This window comes from Candidatus Microbacterium colombiense (genome assembly GCA_029203165.1).
GTDB classification, from domain to species: domain Bacteria; phylum Actinomycetota; class Actinomycetes; order Actinomycetales; family Microbacteriaceae; genus Microbacterium; species Microbacterium colombiense.
In genome coordinates, this window is sequence record CP119308.1 from 1,711,685 (window position 1) to 1,729,466 (window position 17,782).

At 67.1% G+C, this 17,782-nt stretch carries 15 protein-coding genes; 12 read left to right on the top strand and 3 right to left on the bottom strand.

Annotated features, from left to right (window positions below; genetic code table 11):
* Positions 1-37: 37 nt before the first annotated feature.
* From P0Y60_08225 to P0Y60_08260, 8 genes are read left to right on the top strand one after another with little or no spacing between them, the layout of a single operon-like run.
* Positions 38-649 carry an acyltransferase gene (locus P0Y60_08225; GenBank protein WEK62697.1) on the top strand — a complete coding sequence of 204 codons (612 nt, stop codon included), beginning with the start codon at positions 38-40 and terminating at the stop codon, positions 647-649.
* Positions 646-1,743, top strand: a complete 1,098-nt coding sequence (locus P0Y60_08230; GenBank protein ID WEK62698.1) for a DegT/DnrJ/EryC1/StrS family aminotransferase — start codon at positions 646-648, stop codon at positions 1,741-1,743. Before P0Y60_08225 ends, P0Y60_08230 begins: the two co-directional genes overlap by 4 nt.
* On the top strand, positions 1,740-2,726 hold the full coding sequence (locus P0Y60_08235; GenBank protein WEK62880.1) for a Gfo/Idh/MocA family oxidoreductase: 987 nt from the start codon (positions 1,740-1,742) through the stop codon (positions 2,724-2,726). The genes P0Y60_08230 and P0Y60_08235 overlap by 4 nt, the downstream gene beginning before the upstream one ends.
* A 25-nt stretch (positions 2,727-2,751) precedes the next feature.
* Positions 2,752-3,966: a hypothetical protein gene (locus P0Y60_08240; GenBank protein WEK62699.1), complete on the top strand. Its 1,215-nt coding sequence runs from the start codon at positions 2,752-2,754 to the stop codon at positions 3,964-3,966.
* Positions 3,963-5,777, top strand: a complete 1,815-nt coding sequence (locus P0Y60_08245; protein ID WEK62700.1) for an ATP-binding cassette domain-containing protein — start codon at positions 3,963-3,965, stop codon at positions 5,775-5,777. Before P0Y60_08240 ends, P0Y60_08245 begins: the two co-directional genes overlap by 4 nt.
* A complete protein-coding gene (locus tag P0Y60_08250; protein ID WEK62701.1) occupies positions 5,767-6,882 on the top strand; it encodes a glycosyltransferase in 1,116 nt (371 codons plus the stop codon). The genes P0Y60_08245 and P0Y60_08250 overlap by 11 nt, the downstream gene beginning before the upstream one ends.
* A 32-nt stretch (positions 6,883-6,914) precedes the next feature.
* Positions 6,915-7,283, top strand: coding sequence for a hypothetical protein (locus P0Y60_08255; protein ID WEK62702.1), 369 nt, complete (start codon positions 6,915-6,917; stop codon positions 7,281-7,283).
* Positions 7,283-8,593 carry a glycosyltransferase gene (locus P0Y60_08260; GenBank protein WEK62703.1) on the top strand — a complete coding sequence of 437 codons (1,311 nt, stop codon included), beginning with the start codon at positions 7,283-7,285 and terminating at the stop codon, positions 8,591-8,593. The genes P0Y60_08255 and P0Y60_08260 overlap by 1 nt, the downstream gene beginning before the upstream one ends.
* On the opposite strand, the gene P0Y60_08265 is transcribed toward P0Y60_08260, so the two are convergent.
* Genes P0Y60_08265 through P0Y60_08275 form a run of 3 tightly spaced genes read right to left on the bottom strand, consistent with a single transcriptional unit; the run spans position 8,590 to position 11,991 of the window.
* Positions 8,590-9,723 carry a glycosyltransferase family 1 protein gene (locus P0Y60_08265; protein ID WEK62704.1) on the bottom strand — a complete coding sequence of 378 codons (1,134 nt, stop codon included), beginning with the start codon at positions 9,721-9,723 and terminating at the stop codon, positions 8,590-8,592. The two genes, P0Y60_08260 and P0Y60_08265, sit on opposite strands and share 4 nt — an antisense overlap.
* Before the next feature lies 1 nt (position 9,724).
* The gene (locus P0Y60_08270) at positions 9,725-10,885 is read right to left on the bottom strand and encodes a hypothetical protein (GenBank protein WEK62705.1); all 1,161 of its coding nucleotides are present in this window, start codon (positions 10,883-10,885) and stop codon (positions 9,725-9,727) included.
* Positions 10,882-11,991, bottom strand: coding sequence for a glycosyltransferase family 4 protein (locus P0Y60_08275; GenBank protein ID WEK62706.1), 1,110 nt, complete (start codon positions 11,989-11,991; stop codon positions 10,882-10,884). Before P0Y60_08275 ends, P0Y60_08270 begins: the two co-directional genes overlap by 4 nt.
* 58 nt (positions 11,992-12,049) lie before the next feature.
* On the opposite strand from P0Y60_08275, the gene wecB reads away from it, so the two are divergent.
* The 4 genes from wecB to glf all read left to right on the top strand — a co-directional run bounded on the left by wecB (position 12,050) and on the right by glf (position 17,779).
* Positions 12,050-13,132, top strand: coding sequence for a UDP-N-acetylglucosamine 2-epimerase (non-hydrolyzing) (wecB, locus tag P0Y60_08280; GenBank protein ID WEK62707.1), 1,083 nt, complete (start codon positions 12,050-12,052; stop codon positions 13,130-13,132).
* Positions 13,129-15,192: an acyltransferase family protein gene (locus P0Y60_08285; protein WEK62708.1), complete on the top strand. Its 2,064-nt coding sequence runs from the start codon at positions 13,129-13,131 to the stop codon at positions 15,190-15,192. The genes wecB and P0Y60_08285 overlap by 4 nt, the downstream gene beginning before the upstream one ends.
* A 155-nt stretch (positions 15,193-15,347) precedes the next feature.
* On the top strand, positions 15,348-16,643 hold the full coding sequence (locus P0Y60_08290) for a nucleotide sugar dehydrogenase (GenBank protein WEK62709.1): 1,296 nt from the start codon (positions 15,348-15,350) through the stop codon (positions 16,641-16,643).
* Positions 16,643-17,779 (top strand): UDP-galactopyranose mutase, encoded by a 1,137-nt coding sequence (glf, locus tag P0Y60_08295; GenBank protein WEK62710.1) that lies wholly within the window; start codon positions 16,643-16,645, stop codon positions 17,777-17,779. Before P0Y60_08290 ends, glf begins: the two co-directional genes overlap by 1 nt.
* The last annotated feature ends 3 nt before the right edge of the window (positions 17,780-17,782 follow it).

Here is a 17,782-nt window from a genome sequence, read left to right on the forward strand (position 1 = left end):
GTCATCGCGAGCGCGACGACGCCCCGAGGAGAAATCAGTGACCCAGCCCACCCCCGTCCGGATCGTCGACTCAGCCGACGTTTCTCCCGAGGCGACGATCGGTGGCGGCTCATCGATCTGGCATCTCGCCCAGGTGCGAGAGAACGCCCGTCTGGGAGAGAACTGCATCGTCGGTCGCGGCGCGTACATCGGCACAGGCGTCGTGATGGGCGACAACTGCAAGGTGCAGAACTACGCACTGGTGTACGAGCCCGCGAAACTGGGTGACGGGGTGTTCATCGGCCCGGCCGTCGTGCTCACCAACGACACCTATCCTCGCGCCATCAATGCGGACGGCTCCATCAAGAGCGCGCACGACTGGGAACCGGTCGGAGTGACGATCGAGCGCGGTGCCGCCATCGGTGCGCGCGCCACCTGCGTGGCCCCGGTGACGATCGGCGCGTGGGCGACGGTCGCCGCTGGCGCCGTCGTCGTCAAGGACGTCCCCGCCCATGCGCTCGTCGCGGGTGTTCCCGCCCGCCGGATCGGGTGGGTCGGCGAGTCCGGTGTGCCCCTCGCTGCCACCGATGAAGACCACGTCTGGGTCTGCCCTGCCACGGGAGATCGATTCATCGAGACTGACGGAAAACTGACCAAGGAGATCGTGTGAGCGAGTTCATTCCCCCCGCCAAGCCCATCATCGGCGACGAGGAGCGCGCAGCAGTCGACCGCGTCATGCGCAGCGGCATGGTCGCACAGGGACCAGAGGTCGCGGCCTTCGAGCAGGAGTTCTCGGCTCACTTCGTGCCGGGGCGCCCGTCCGTTGCCGTGAACTCGGGCACCGCCGGTCTGCACCTCGGTCTGCTCGCAGCGGGTGTCGGCGCCGGCGACGAGGTCATCGTCCCCTCCTTCACCTTCGCCGCGACCGGGAACTCGGTTGCGCTCACCGGCGCGACGCCGGTGTTCGTCGACATCGAGCCGGACACGTTCTCGCTCGACCCTGCTGCGGTCGCCACGGCGATCACCCCTCGGACCCGAGGCATCCTGCCTGTGCATCTCTACGGCCACCCGGCGCGCATGCGTGAACTCGAGGAGCTCGCCACGGCGCGTGGAGTCGCGCTGTACGAGGATGCGGCGCAGGCCCACGGCGCTGCGCTCGACGGCCGCCCCGTCGGCTCATTCGGCGAGTTCGCGATGTTCAGCCTGTACCCGACGAAGAACATGACCAGCGGTGAGGGCGGCATGGTCACCACGGCGACGGATGAGATCGCCCGCCGCGTGAAGCTGCTGCGCAACCAGGGCATGGAGCGCCAGTACGAGAACGAGATCATCGGGTTCAACGCGCGGATGACCGACATCCACGCCGCGATCGGCCGCGTGCAGCTGACCAAGGTCGACGCCTGGACCGCGAAGCGCCAGGAGAACGCGGCATTCCTGGATGCGAATCTGCGCGGCGTCGTGGTGCCGCCGGTGGCAGAGGGAGCCGTGCACGTCTACCACCAGTACACGGTTCGAGTTCCCGACGACCGCGACGGGTTCGTCGCCGCATTGAAGAACGAGCACAACGTGGGTGCGGGCGTGTACTACCCGATTCCCAACCACCGCCTCCCGTCGCTCGCCGGGTTCGCGCCGGGATTGGATCTGCCGGAGACCGAGCGGGCCGCGCGCGAGGTGGCATCGCTGCCGGTGCACCCGTCTTTGAGTCAGAGCGACCTCGAGCGCATCGTGGCTGCGGTGGACGTCGTCACGAAGGCGGGTGCCTGATGACTCTGCGTGCAGGCCTTCTCGGTGTCGGCATGATGGGCCGTCACCATGCGCGAGTGCTGCGTGAGATCGAGGGCGTCGACCTCGTGGCGATCGCCGATCCGGGCGGGGATCCGCACGGTGTCGCAGGCGACCTGGAGATCCTGCCCGACATCGATGCTCTGATCGCCGCCGGTATCGACACCGCGGTCGTGGCCGTTCCCACGCGGTTCCATGAGGATGCCGCGTTGAAGCTTGCGGCAGCAGGCGTGCACACGCTCGTCGAGAAGCCGATCGCGCACAGCGTCGAGGCCGGACAGCGCATGGTCGACGCGTTCAGCGCGGCCGGCCTGGTCGGGGCTGTCGGGCACATCGAGCGCTTCAACCCGGCGCTGCAGGAACTGCGCCGCCGCATCGAGGCGGGCGAGCTCGGAGCGGTCTACCAGGTGGCGACGCGTCGCCAGGGCCCGTTCCCCTCCCGTATCGCCGACGTCGGTGTCGCGAAGGATCTCGCGTCGCACGATGTCGATCTCACCGCCTGGGTCGTGCAGAGCGACTATGAGCGCGTGTTCGCTCAGACGGCGTTCAAGAGCGGTCGCGAGTTCGAGGACATGATCACGATCACCGGGCGAACCGCATCCGGTGTCATCGTGAACAACATCGTCAACTGGCTCAGCCCGATGAAGGAGCGCCTCACGGTCGTCACGGGGGAGAAGGGCGCGTTCGTCGCCGACACCTCCACCGGCGACCTCACGTTCTTCGCCAACGGCACGATCCCCCTCGAGTGGGAGTCCGTGTCGTCGTTCCGCGGGGTCTCCGAAGGAGACGTCACACGCTACGCGTTCGCCAAGCGCGAGCCGTTGCGTGTCGAGCATGAGGCCTTCCGCGATGCCGTGCTCGGGCACCAGACCGACGTCGTGACCATGGAGCAGGGACTGCGGACGCTGGTCGTGGTCGAGGCCGCACTGGACTCGGCGCGCACCGGCACGTCGATCACCCTGTGACCGACGCCCTCGACTCCCGTGAGACATGACTGCTGACTCGAACGCCCCCACGCCGGAACGGACCGTGCTGGTCCTCTCGTATTCCCGCATAGCCGAGGACCCACGGGTGCGCCGAGAGATCGACTGGCTCCGCAGCGACGGATGGACGGTCGACACGCTCGGGCTCGGCCCGCATCCGACCGACGACGTCCGCGACCACTTCGAGTTGAGCGACCCCGTCAGCTGGACCGGTGGTCGCCTCGGCACTCTGATCACGCACTTCCTGATGCCTGCGCGGGCGCGATTCCGACTCCTGGTCACTCGTCGCATCCCGCAGACGCTGCGCAGCAGGATCCGTGCCGGACGCTACGATCTCGTCGTCTTCAACGAGTACGAGTTCGTGCCATGGGTGGAGGATCGCCGCGATTTCGGCGCTGTCGCTCTGCGGGGGCGCCGGCACCTGGATCTCCATGAGTACCGTGATCCCGACGTCCGCCGGCGCAACTTCGGTGGTCGGCTCACGGGGCCGCACTACCGATGGGTACGGCGGCACATCGGGTCGCCGCGTTTCACGAGCCGGTCCGTGGTCAACACTCCGATCGGTCAGCTGTACGCGGAGGAGTTCGCGATACCGGTTCCCGCCGAGGTCAGAAACGCTCCGCCGTTCGTTCCGGGACTCGAGCCGAGCGAGGTCGACCCCTCGAACATCAAGCTGCTGTTCCACGGTCTGCCGAGTTGGGCCCGTGGTTTCACCGAGATCCTGGCGGCGCTGCGGGAACTCCCTGATCGTTTCTCCATGACGTTCATGTTGACGGCGAACCCCGCGGTGCACGCCAAGCTGCGAGAAGAGATCGCCACACATCCGGCGAGCGATCGCATCCACATCGTTCCGCCGGCTCCCATGCGCGAGATCGCACAGACCATCAATGAATTCGACATCGAGATCGTCTTCTACCGACCCAACGGGACGTACAACATCCAGTACGCGATGCCGAACAAGTTCTTCGAAGCAGCGCAGGGCAGGCTTGCTCTCGTGGTGGGAGAGACTCCGACGCTCGCTCCACTGGTGCGCCAGTACGGACACGGAGTCGTGGTTCCTGAGTTCACCTGGGAGTCATTGCGAGACACTCTCGCGGGCCTCGACGCAGATCAGATCACACGGATGAAGGACAACGCGCGCATCGTCGCCGCGGAGCTCAACTCCGATTCGGAGGGTCGCGCGTTCCTCGCGGCCATCGAAGCGAGCGAGGAGAGGCCATGAAGGCGAACTGGGCGCTGTACAAAGAGGTTCTGGGGGTTCTCCCGAGGAGTGCCGCGAGATTCCTCGGCATCTATGCGGCGATCATGGGTGCTCTCGCCCTGATGGACGGGTTCGCACTCGGAATGCTCGCGGTCGTGATCGCGCCGCTCATCAGTCGCCAGCCCATCGATCTGCCCCTCGTCGGGACGCTCGAGGGAGCGCAGATCCTGATCCCGCTCGGGCTCGTGTGCGTCCTCATCGTTCTCAAGGGGGTCTTCGCACTCACGCTCCAGTGGTTCGCCACCCGTCGCTTCGCGGCGTACGAGCTTCAGCTCGGTGTGCGGGTGTTCGACGGCTACATCCGCGCCCCCTGGATCGAGCGACTGCGAAGGAACTCCTCCGACCTCGTTCGCATCAGCGACTCGAGCGTGAGCACGACGATCTCCGGATTCCTGCTCCCCGGAGCATCCGTCATCGGCGAGTTCATGAGCTTCTTCTCGCTGATCCTCGTCCTGGCGATCGCGCAGCCGTTCGTCGGACTCGTCACGCTTCTCTATCTGGGCGGTATCGCTCTCGTCCTCCAGCTCCAGATCTCCAGACGCTCGAAGCAGGCTGGCCTCGTGGCACTGCGCTACTCGCTCCGATCCTCTCGGCTGATCACAGAGATGATTGGCGCCCTCAAGGAGGTCACCCTTCGCGGCAGCGCATCCGAGGTCGCCGGTGTGGTCCGCGAGAACCGCTCTCATGCGACCCGCGCGAGGGCGAACTCGCAGTTCCTCGCCCAAGTCCCGCGCTACGTTCTCGACGTCGCGCTGATCGGCGGGATCGTCGTCATCGGCGCCACCGGTTTCCTCACCGAGGGGAACGTCGATGGGGCGATGGCCTCGATCGCGCTGTTCGGATTGGCCGGGTTCCGCCTCGCTCCCTCCCTCATCCGTTTCCAGGCCGTGCTCCAGCAGCTGAACGTCAGCACGCCCCATGCCCGCGCTGTGCTCGAAGAGGTCAGACGATCCGATCGGTACATGGAGGCAGCGAGCATCGGCGACACGGCGAGCCTGCCCGAGGCGCCGCGAGCGCTTCGCCTTCGGGATGTGACGTTCCGCTACTCGCCCGAGGCAGCAGATGCCGTACGTCAGGTCGATATCGAGATCCCCTTCGGGTCTCAGGTGGCGTTCGTCGGCGCGTCGGGGGCAGGGAAATCGACGATGATCGATCTTCTCCTCGGGCTGGTGGATCCCACACAGGGGTCGATCACGGTGGATGACGTTCCGCTGTCAGGTGTTCTGAACGCCTGGCGAGCGAACATCTCCTACGTTCCGCAGGAAGTGTCGCTCTTCGACGCCACTGTGGCGCAGAATGTGGCGCTGAGCTGGCGGACGGACTTCGACCGGGATCGAGTGCGCCAGGCGCTGTCGAGGGCGCAGATCCTCCCGCTGATCGAAGCACGGGACGGCGGCATCGACGGACGTATCGGGGAGCGTGGACTCGCGCTGTCGGGCGGGCAACGTCAGCGCCTCGGTATCGCACGAGCTCTCTACACGGATCCGATGGTCCTGGTGATGGACGAGGCGACCAGCGCGCTGGACACCGCGACCGAAGCAGCAGTCACGAACGCCATCGAAGAGCTTCGCGGGTCGGTGACGACGATCACGGTCGCGCATCGGCTCTCGACCATCCGCAACGCCGACGTGATCTTCTTCATGCGGGACGGCGAGGTCGCCGCCTCGGGATCGTTCGACGAGGTCGTCGCTGCAGAGCCGGAGTTCGCTCTTCAGGCCGCCCTGGCCGGCTTGATCGAAGCTGAGGATCCCGGAGCCGACAATGGTCTCTGACTCGCCGATGGTGGACGTCATCATCGCCGTGCATAACCAGAGCAGACCGGTCGAACGTGCGGCTGCATCGGCCCTCGCCACCGCGTTGGATGTGCGAGTGAGCGTCGTCGCCCATAACGTGCCGGTCGATGCCATCGCGGAACGGCTCGGACCTCTGATGGACGACAGACGGGTACGCGTCCTTCCCCTCGAGGATGGAGTGAGGTCGCCGGCCAACGCGTTCAACCGCGGCCTCGATGCTGCGACGGGGAGGTTCGTGAGCATCATCGGGTCCGATGACACCCTCGAGGCCGGGGCGCTCGACGCCTGGGTCGAACTCGCAGAGCGGCACCGAGCTGACACCGTCGTCGCGCCCGTCGTTCGCGACGGCGGCCACGCGGTGCCGACTCCGCGGGTGCGAGCGTTCCGTTCTCCGGCCGTGCTCGACGCGGATCGCGATCGACTCTTCGAGAGGACGGCGGCGCTGGGGCTCCAGCGCCGCGTGTCCACGGACTTCCTGCGCTACGCGGATGGGCTCCCTCGCGGCGTGGATCAATCCTTCGGGCTGCGTCTGTGGATGTCGACGCGAGTCGTCTTCGACCCTTTCGCGCCGGTGTACCGAGAGCATGCTGACCAGACCGACCGCGTCACGCATGTGTTCGGTCCGCTCGCCGACGACTTCGCGTTCCTTGATGATGTCCTGGTCGTGATGACCGAGATGCGCCCGGCGCTCCGCCGTGCGGTGGTGTCGAAGCTCATCCGCGTCCATGTCGTGCCAGCCGTACGCAACCGGGTGGCGGGCGGGCGACTGCAGCCATCGGACCTCGAACATGCCGACTCGATCCTGCGACGGCTGTGGCTCGCGGCCCCTCATGCGCGGGCACTGCTGCCTCGCGACCTGCAGCCGATTCTCAGCGCGATCGAGGACCGCTCGGTGAGCAGCGCGATCGCCGCTGCCGAGAAGGGAACGTCGCTGTTCGCATCCGTCGTACCGCTGGGGCCCTGGTTGCTCTTTCACCGTCATGCTCCGCTGCGCACGATGTTCGCCGGCCGTTCGGTGCTGCGCCGAGTGGCACGTGGCTACACCGAGCGTCACACGCCTCACGGTGAGGATGAAGCCCGATGAGGGTGGTGGTCCTGGCCCCTCAGGGAGTTCGCGTGGATGAACGGATCTCCGATGCGGCAGATGTGCAGACGGTCGGCTGGGCTGACTCGGGAGCGCATGTGAGCGTCCGACGCCCATCGAGCTGGGCCGCTGCCGCTCAGCGCCGCATCGGATCCGGGATTCCGGCGCGCATCGTGCTGCGCCTCCTCGGCGCCGACAACGCGACGCAGTTCGCCCGCGCTATCTCGTCGAACCGGGATGCCCTTCGTGTGCTCGCGACGGCTGATCTGGTGGTGGCTGCCGAAGAGGATGCGGCCTTCGCTGCCTGGCGCGCCGCCCGTCCGGCGCAGGCACCGCGCTCGGTGTACGGGACGGCGGCCGCGCTGGCGGCAGTGGACGCACTTTCCCGGGGGGTGGCGTGATGAGTCGTCCGCATCTGCTGTACACGGCGTGGAGCTTCCCGCCCAGTCGTGCCGGGGGTGTCTATCGGGCCATCGCGACGGTGAACGCCTTCGCGAGCGCGGGCTGGGATGTGACGGTGCTCACCGTTCCGGAGAGACTCTTCCGGGAGTCCACCGGGTCCGACGAGGAGCTGGCACGTCAGGTCGCTCCGGGCGTGACGGTGGTGCGCGAGGACCCTCGAGTCCCCGCATTCCAGAACGACATCACCACCTGGCCGTATGCCCGGGCGCGGTTCCCGGAGCTCTACAAGCTGTGGGATCTGCGCAAGGACTTCATCCGGTTCCCGGAGCCGAACTACGGTCGCTGGCGTCCGGGGCTCGAGAAGATGGCCGAGCGCGTCCATGCGCAGCACCCGGTCGACCTCGCGATCGGCACGGCGAACCCGCACGTCGACTTCATCCCCGGATGGCACCTGCACCGACGCTTTGGCGTGCCCTACGTCATGGACTATCGCGACGCATGGCAGCTCGACGTCTTCTCCGGGCGGCGACTGATCACGGCCACGCCGGGGGTGCGCCGGTGGGAAGGCCGTCTGATGGAATCGGCCGCCGAGATCTGGTTCGTCAACGACGCGATCCGAGACTGGCACGCGCGAGAGCACCCGACCAGCGCGGAGCGCATGCGAGTGGTCGCGAACGGGTTCGACGAGTATCGCGAGCCGCTCCAGGTTCCCGTTCGGCCGGAGCGCGACGGGGGGCTGATCTTCGGATACATCGGAACCATCACGCCGAACGTGCCTCTCGATATCCTCCTGGCGGGGTGGCGGCGTGCCCGCCGGAGCGACGCTCGGCTCGCCGGTGCGCAACTCGTGCTCCGGGGGTACATCGGCCACTTCGGTGCCGGTGACGGACTGGCTGACCGGTTGATCGAGGACGCGGCAGCAGACGGAGTCCGATACGACGGGCCAGTCGGTAAAGCGGACATCGCAGGGGCGTACCGTGGTTTCGACGCACTTGTCCTTGCTCTCGGGACCGGGCGCTACGTCACGAGTGGCAAAGTGTTCGAGTACACCGCGACCGGCATCCCCATCGTCTCGGTGCACGATCCTGGGAACGCGGCAAGCGATGTACTCCGGGATTCCCCCGCGTGGGTTCCTTCCGAGGCTCTGACGGAACAGGGCGTCGCGGCAGCATTCTCCCGTGCGGCGACGATGGCTGCGACGCAGACGCCGGCCGAGCGGACCGCAGCTCAGGAATGGGGCGAGCAGTATTCCCGTGCAGGCCAGCTCGCACCGAGGATCGCGGCGCTGGCCGAGGTGGCCGGCGGCTAGTTCGTCGCGATCCGGTCGATCGCATCCACCCAGGTGCCCACCTGGTGTTCAGCGGAGACATCGCCCGCGGCGGCGGCGGATGCCTCTTTCCAGGCCGCGACCTTCTCGGCCGTGAGCGCGTCGATCACGGCCGCGACGTCGTGGGGCTCGAACCCTGCCGTGACCGCGCCGAAGCCGAGGCGCTCGGTCATGCCCGCCATCGCCGGCGTCGGGCCGACGATGACACCGAGCCTCGCCTGCACGAAGTCGAAGAACTTGTTCGGCAGCGCGAGGCGATGATTCGTCGACGTCGCCGGAAGGATGTGGATGCCGACATCGTGCTGAGCGAGAGTGTCCACGAGCTCATGATGGGGCACCGCGTCCAGGACGTGCACGTTCGGCAGGACCGCGGCGCGCGCGCGCAGCCGTTCGATGTACGCCGGATCGTTCGGCATGAGATGAAGCGTGAGCTCGACGTCGGCATCGCTGAGTGCGACGCCCTCGATCATCGTCTCGAGGTGACGACCCGCGAGCGCCGCCCCGGTGTGCACGAGCCGGATGGGCGAGCCGACCGGTCGCACGTCCCGCTCCTGGTAGGACGAGGCGTTGGTGACGACGCGCGAGTCCAGGCCGTAGGCACGGTACCGGTCTGCGATCTCTGACGCGACGGTCGTCGTCGATGCCGCAGGTCCAGCGAAGCGTCGTACGAGCCATCCGTTGTACGGACCGCGGTAGGCGGCCCACTTCGGATTGTCGTCGTGGAGGCCGGGGAAGAACTCGTGGAGATCGACATGGATCTTCCCCGGTTCGACGATGTCGTAGGCGAGCGGTGCAGCATCGATGTCGTTCGCAAGGACGACGTCCGCCGATACTCCGCGAAGTGCCTTTCGGGCAGCCCTCTGCAGCGGAGAAGTCCGGTGAGCGAGGCCGTAAGCGCGTAGCCGGAAGAGCACGGATTCGATCTGCATCCGGCGCGCGCGCTTCGCACCTGATGGGGGATAGGGGAGCGAGATGTGCTCGGTCACCCCGGGTGGGCGATCTCCCCATCCGGCGGTGACCACCTCGTAAGAGTCAGCGAAGGCAGCGATCTGGCGCTGCAATCGTGCGTCGGACTGCAGGTCCGAGAAAGAGATGATCAACAAGCGAGTCATGTCACGAAGTCCTCTGGGCGGGGGCGGCGTCGATCCAGTTCCGGTTCAGAATCTCGGCGCTGAGGCGGCCATCGTGCACGGCGCGCACGAACGCACGCCCGGCGGTCGCGCGGTCGGTCCATCCGTCGGAGTCTGCTGCGAGACGACGAAGTACGCCCTCGAGCGTCTCGGGCGTGGCTTCCGTGAGGGGGAGTGTATGTCCCGTCGCGCGTTGCACACGGTCCCTGACCGCTGACGTCACATGCCCGACGACGACGGCGCCCGCCGCCATCGCCTCGCACGCGGCGACGCCGTAGCTGCCGAGAACGAACTGGTCCAGCACGACGTCGGCATTGCGCAGTACTCCTGGCATGTCCGCGTGCGGTACACCGGAGAGAGGGCGGTAGTCGATGACGCCCTCATCGTGCAGTGCACGCACGATCGGCTCGATCAACGCTGTTCCCTTCACAGCCGAACTGCTCGGGGCGTGAACGACGCGAAGACGTCCCGCAGGCGGCCGATCGGCTCGTTCCCATTGCGCGAGGTCGACGACCACCGGCAGCCAACGAGCGTGTGGCAGGTCATCGAGGAGATCCGGGGTCGTGACGAAGAGAGGGCCGTCGAGCTCACCGAGGAGTGCGCGATTGCGTGCCGCGATGCGGTCGGTCTGGCGCTCCACTGCGGTGAGGGCCTCCGCCGGGCGGCGATGGGAGCGGATGTCTGTGCCGTGGCAGACGAACGCGATCTGCACGCTCCGCGGAAGCAGTGCGAGCTGCCGACGCATATCCCGTCGGGCCAGCCGTCCGAACGGTGGCCGAACGGATTCGACGAGGAGGTGGGTGAATCCACCGGCCGCGTCCGCCTGTCGGCGTTGCCACTTCCGGGAATTCTGGAACACGCGATCGGAGACGACCGCGTCAGCCGAGAATTCGAATCGGGACTCGACCGCGTACGAACGAGCGCCGAGTCCCGCGACCGCGTTCTCGAGAGCGCGCGCCCAGCGAGTGGCCTGCTCCGCGTGATTGGCCGGTCCGATGAGTAGCCGCACGTCAGTATCCGGAGGAGTCGCGACCTCCCGGCGATCGGAAGGACGCGGGATGCCATGGCGAAGCGCGGCGAGGCGACCGACGGGCGCAGCCGGATGCCGTGCGATCCAGTCGGTGAGTCGTTCGGACAGGGTCATCGTGTGACCTCTGGCCCGTTCCGGGGCGCCAGGCGCGTGTAGATCGCGGTCAGGGCGGTGGCCACCGTCGTGGGCGTGAAGCGGTCGGTGACGGTCGAGGCGATCTGGGATGCAGCGAGCTCTGCCGTTGCGCGCGCAAGGTCCTCGACGGCGTTCGCATAGGCGACGCCCGTCTGCTCGGTTACGAAACGGCTCACCGAAGGATCGGCGTAGTCGACGGCTCCGGTCGCCGCGCCACTGACGATCGGTCGTCCGTGAGCCAGCGCCTCCGCCGCCACGATGCAGAAGTTGTCGCCCTGGGTGGGCAGGAGGAACATGTTCGCCGCGTTCAGTTCACGGGATACGCCGTCGTCGTCGAGTCGGCCGGTCAACCGGACTCGATCGAGGACGCCCCGGTCGGACGCCTCCTGCAGCATCCGCTCGCGCTGGGGGCCTTCTCCCACCCAGGTGAGGGTGGCTTCGAGGCCACGTGAGACGAGCTCTGCCAGCGTCTCGACGGCGAGGAGCGGTCCCTTTCGTGCGGTGATCGCTCCGACGCCGATCAGATGGATGGCATCCTCCGAGCGGCTCTCGACCGCGGCAGGTGTGTCGACCACGCAGGGGACCAGATCGATCGCAGCGGCACGAAAGCGGGCGATCGCCGCGGCCAGGCGAGAACTCTCGGCGACCACCGCATCCGGCCGGGCGAGACGGGGACCGAGGATCGCCAGCGCACAGCGCTCGCCGAGGGCGAGCGTCTCCGGAGCGCTCAGGCCCGACCAGTGCTCCGAGTGCACCCACGCACGATTGCGGGCCGGGCGGCCGAGGAGCCAGGGGATGAGGCCGGTCAGCGCGTGCGTGTGCACGACATCGTGATCGCGGGCGGCATCCGCGACGATGCGGCGTGCTCGTGCGTAGGCGCGTGGATCCCTCCGGTCGAGGCTCTCGTGGTGATACTCGTACGCCGCTGATACCTCAGTGCCGAGCGGGGAGCTGCGCTGCCAGTCGAGGTGGAGGACGGTGACCTCGTGCATCGCCGCGAGTGCCTCCGCTTCACGACGGACGAACACGCCTGAGACCGGGGAACCTGTCGTGGGGAACCACGGGGTCACGACGAGAATACGCACCGCTCAAGAGTAGCCCGGATGCGGGAAGGCCTCAGAGCCGCGATCTAGACTGTCTTCCGTGAAGATCGTCAGCGTCGTGGGCGCGCGCCCTCAGTTCGTGAAGCTTGCTCCCATCCACAAGGCCGCGCTCGCGGCGGGGGTGGAGCACGTCATCGTCCACACTGGTCAGCACTACGACCCGATGCTCTCGGACGTGTTCTTCGAGGACCTCGGAATCGGCAACCCGCATGTGCACCTCGGCGTCGGAAGCGGTTCGCACGGTGTCCAGACGGGAGCGATGCTCGCTGCGCTCGACGCAGTGTTCGACGAACACCGCCCGGACTGGGTCCTCGTCTACGGCGACACCAACTCGACCGTGGCCGCGGCTCTCAGCGCGGTGAAGATGCATATCCCGGTCGCGCATCTCGAAGCGGGCCTGCGCAGCTTCAACCGTCGGATGCCGGAGGAGCACAACAGGGTCATGACCGACCACGCATCCGATCTGCTGCTCGCCCCCACAGAGGTCGCCGTCGGTCACCTCGCTGACGAGGGGCTGGCCTCGCGCACCGTTCTCGTGGGGGACGTCATGACCGACGTGCTCTTCGAGGTCAGAGATGAGCTCGACGGCCGCCCGTCTGCACTCCTCGAGGAGCTCGGTCTCGAGGCGGGAGGGTACTACGTGGCGACCATCCATCGCGCGGAGAACACCGATGATCCTGCGCGCCTGGCCGACGTCGCCTCGGCACTCGCTGCTCTGGAGAAGCCGGTGATCCTCCTCGCTCATCCCCGCGTCGTCGCGAAGGCGGCGGCGCATGGGATCGCGCTCACCCAGGGTTCCCTGATCGCTCACGCGCCCCTCGCCTATGCGGATCTCATCGCGGCCGCGCTCTCCAGCGCCGGCGTGGTGACGGACTCCGGGGGGCTTCAGAAGGAAGCATTCCTGCTCCGGATCCCCTGCACGACGGTGCGCACCGAGACGGAGTGGGTGGAGACGATCGAGCTGGGCTGGAACGTCCTCGCCAACACTGCTGCGGAGATCACTGCCGGCGTCAGCCGCCCTCGCCCGGACGATACCGACGTCGCGCCCTATGGCGACGGGCATGCGGCGGCGCGGGTCATCGCGGAGTTGATCCGGGTCCTGGACTCTTCCGCGAGCGCGTGACGTCCGGCGCGAAGAGTCCTCTGCCCGCGCTGGGCTTCCGGACGGACGTCCAGGGGCTCCGCGCTGTCGCGGTCGGCCTCGTGGTCGTCTACCACGCAGGCGTTCCCTTCGTCACGGGCGGGTACGTCGGTGTCGACGTCTTCTTCGTCATCTCGGGCTTCCTGATCTCCACCCATCTGCTGCAGAGTCTGGAGCGCGACGGCCGTGTGAAGTTCGGCGAGTTCTACGCACGCCGCATCCGCCGCATCCTGCCGGCGTCTCTGACGGTCGCCGTTCTCACTGCGGTGGCTGCGATCGTCTTCTATCCTCCGCTCGCGCTCGAACGGGTGCTGCGCGACGGCCTCGCCACGATCCTCTACGTGCCGAACATCTGGTTCGCGATCCAGAACACCGACTATCTCGCGGACCAGTCTCCCTCGCCGTTTCAGCACTATTGGTCGCTGGGCGTCGAAGAGCAGTTCTATCTGTTGTGGCCATTGCTGCTCTTCCTCCTCTTTCTCCTGGTCGGCAGGCGTCCGCGCCTGGTGCTCGCGGGGATCGTGGTGCTCGCAACCGCGAGCTTGATCGCCGGTGCGGTCCTCACCCCGATCGATCAGCCGAGCGCCTTCTTCCTCCTGCCGACCCGCGCATGGGAGCTGTTGATCGGCGCCATCGTCGGCGCTGCCCTGTTGCAGGGGATTCGCGCGCCGCAATGGATGGCGGCGGTCGGTGGCTGGATCGGGCTCTCGATGATCGTGGGCAGCGCACTGCTGTTCGACGACGGCACAGCGTTCCCGGGGCTTGCGGCTACCGTCCCCACCATCGGTACGGCACTCGTCATCTACTTCGGCGCGACGTCGACCGGATCGGGACTCGACCGTCTGCTCTCGCTGCGTCCGATGCAGTTCATCGGACTCATCTCCTACTCTCTCTACCTCGTGCATTGGCCTCTGCTCGTCGTGCCGCAGGCCGCCGTGGGAGAGCAGGAACCGCTCCGCCTCTGGATCAAGATCGTGCTCGGTATCGTCCTGGCCGTGCCTCTCGCATGGCTGCTCCACCGATTCGTGGAGAACCCGCTCCGCGCCCCCAAGATCTTGACGGAACGCCGTCCTCGCGTCACTCTTCTCACCGCGCTCGGTGTGACGATCGTGCTGGTGATCGCCTCGAACGTCGCCGTGCAGGCATCGAGTGCGCGCATCACGGGGACGGGTGGTGAGGCTTCGGCCGCGGCGTCGTATCCGCAGTCACCACCGGCCGCAACCGACTTCGTACCGCGGAACATGACTCCGGCGCTCCCGGACGTCGCAGATGACCTGGCGCCGTTGTTCACCGACGGGTGCCAGTTCGACGTCAAGACGGAAGGCGTGCAGGACTGCGAATACGGCGATGCCGATGGCAGTTCCACGATCGCGTTGTTCGGGGACTCCCACTCGGCCCAGTGGTTCCCTGCCGTGGATGACTTCGTGTCAGCGCAGGGAGACGTGTCCCTTCGTACCTATACGAAGTCCTCCTGCTCGGCGGCCGACGTCACAGTGCTCGTGAAGAGTGTGCCGTACGAGTCCTGCGATCGCTGGCGAGCGCAGGTCGTCGAGCGCCTCGTGGCTGACCCGCCCGACCTCGTCATCATCTCCAACTATGCCCACTACGTGCTGGCCGAGAGCCCCGACGGCACAGACCGACTCGCGCTGTGGGAGGACGGACTCACCGAAACCGTCGAGCGACTGCGTTCCGCGGGCAGCGAGGTGCTCCTCATCGCCGATTCTCCTCGTCTGCGCTCCGAGCCGGCGACCTGCGCGTCGATGGATGTCACCGACGTATCCGGATGCGGTGTGGAACGCAGCTGGGCCATCGATGACGAGCTCGCTTCCGTCGAGCGGTCGGTTGCCGCCGCGACCGGGGCCACGCACGTCGACTTCACGGACTTCATCTGCGACGCGGATGTCTGCCCGGTGATCATCGACGACATGTTCGTCTATCGCGACGTGAACCACATGACGTCGACGTTCGTCTCCTACTTGGCTCCAGCGCTCGCGCCCACCATCGCCTCCCTCCTCGGCGTCGACGCGACAGCACAGCCCTGAACGCGCGGGCGCATCGGGATCCACGGCGTCGCCGTGGTCTCTGCGCTCAGCGGGCTGACCATGTGGCGCGCGAATGGTTCTGCCGCCGATCCCGGGCGACCGGCTCCGGCAGGCCGTCGGCGTAGGTGCAGGAACTGACCCGTAGACTGGACCTCATGCGTATCGCCGTCGTGGCCCTCGGAAAAATCGGGCTCCCTCTCGCCGTCCAGTTCGCCTCCTCCGGTCACGATGTGATCGGCGTCGACGTCAACCAGAAGGCGGTCGATTCCATCAACGCCGCTCAGGAGCCGTTCCCCGGAGAGGCGCACCTGCAGGAGCGCCTCGAGGAGCTGATCCCTGCCGGCCGCCTGCGCGCGACGACCGACTACGCCGAGGCGATTCCCGGTGCGGACGCCGTCGTGCTGGTCGCCCCCGTGTTCGTCAACGACGAGACGTGGGAGCCGGACTTCAAGTACATGGACTCCGCGACCAGGTCACTCGCCGAGCACCTGACCCCGGGCACGCTCGTCTCGTATGAGACCACCCTTCCTGTCGGCACGACGCGGAGCCGCTGGAAGCCCATGCTGGAAGAGGGATCCGGACTGGTGGAGGGCAAGGACTTCTTCCTCGCCTACTCCCCGGAGCGTGTACTGACGGGCCGCGTCTTCGCCGACCTCCGCAAGTACCCGAAGCTGATCGGCGCGCTCTCCGATGAGGGCAACCGTCGCGCCCGTGAGTTCTACGAGGCCGTGCTGCAGTTCGACGAACGTCCTGACCTGCCTCGCCCGAACGGCGTGTGGGACCTGGGGACGACCGAGGCCTCCGAGATGGCGAAGCTCGCCGAGACGACCTACCGTGATGTGAACATCGGTCTGGCGAACCAGTTCGGTCTGTTCGCCGCCTCCCACGGCATCGACGTCTACAAGGTGATCGAGGCCTGCAACTCTCAGCCGTACAGCCACATCCACCGCCCCGGCATCGCCGTCGGCGGTCACTGCATCCCCGTCTACCCGCGTCTGTATCTCTCGACCGACCCCGACGCCGACATCGTGCGCGTCGCACGCCAGCTGAACGCCTCCATGCCCGAGCGGCTCGTGGCGCAGGCGGAGGGCATCCTCGGTGACCTGACCGGTCAGCGCGCCGTCGTGCTCGGGGCGGCCTACCGCGGCGGGGTGAAGGAGACCGCGTTCTCCGGTGTCTTCCCGACGGTCAAGGCACTCAAGGATCGCGGAGCGGAGGTCGTCGTGCACGACCCCCTGTACACCGACGAGGAGCTCCGAGGGCTCGGCTTCGAGCCGTACGCGATCGGGGGAGAGGTCGACCTCGCGGTGCTGCAGACGGATCACGCCGACTACAAGGAGCTCACTCCGGCGCAGCTGCCCGGCATCAAGCTGATCGTCGACGGCCGCGCGGCCACCGACCCTGCGCTCTGGGCGGGAACCCCGCGCATCGTCGTCGGAACGGCGGCCTGATGGATCTTCTCGTCGTCGGGTCGGGTTTCTTCGGCCTCACCATCGCCGAGCGGGCCGCGGAAGCGGGCCGCAAGGTCACCGTCATCGATCGCCGCCACCACATCGGCGGCAACGCCTACAGTGAGGCGGAGCCGGAGACGGGCATCGAGGTGCACCGCTACGGCGCGCACCTCTTCCACACCTCGAACGCGACGGTGTGGGAGTACGTGAACCGCTTCACGTCGTTCACGAACTATGTGCACCGCGTGTACACGACCCACAAGGGCACCGTGTTCCCGATGCCGGTGAACCTCGGCACGATCAACCAGTTCTTCCAGTCGGCGTACACACCCGATCAGGCTCGCGCGCTCGTGAGGGAACAGGCGGGCGAGTTCGACGCCAAGACGGCGACGAACTTCGAGGAGAAGGGCATCGCGCTCGTCGGACGCCCCTTGTTCGAGGCGTTCTTCCGTGACTACACCGCGAAGCAGTGGCAGACAGACCCGCACAAGCTGTCGGGTGACATCATCAGCCGCCTGCCCGTGCGCTACACGTACGACAACCGCTACTTCAACGACACCTGGGAAGGTCTGCCCACCGACGGGTACACCGCCTGGATCGAGCGCATGGCGGATCACCCCAACATCGAGGTGAAGCTGAACGTCGACTACTTCGACGAGTCGCAGCCGCTGAACAAGAAGGCGACCGTGGGCCAGCTGCCCATCGTCTACACCGGACCCGTGGACCGGTACTTCGATTACGCCGAGGGCGCCCTCAGCTGGCGCACGCTCGACTTCGAGCAGGAGGTCCTTCCGGTCGGCGACTTCCAGGGCACGAGCGTCATGAACTACCCCGACATGGATGTGCCGTACACGCGGATCCACGAGTTCAAGCACTTCCACCCGGAGCGCAAGGACGTCTACGAGTCCGACAAGACGGTCATCATGCGGGAGTTCTCACGTTTCGCCACCCGCGAGGACGAGCCGTACTATCCCGTGAACACGCCCGGTGACCGCGACGGTCTGCTCGCCTACCGCGAGCTCGCCAAGGGGGAGCAGGGCGTTCACTTCGGCGGCCGCCTCGGAACGTACCAGTACCTCGACATGCACATGGCCATCGGCTCGGCGCTGTCGCTCTGGAACAACACTCTCTCCTAGACT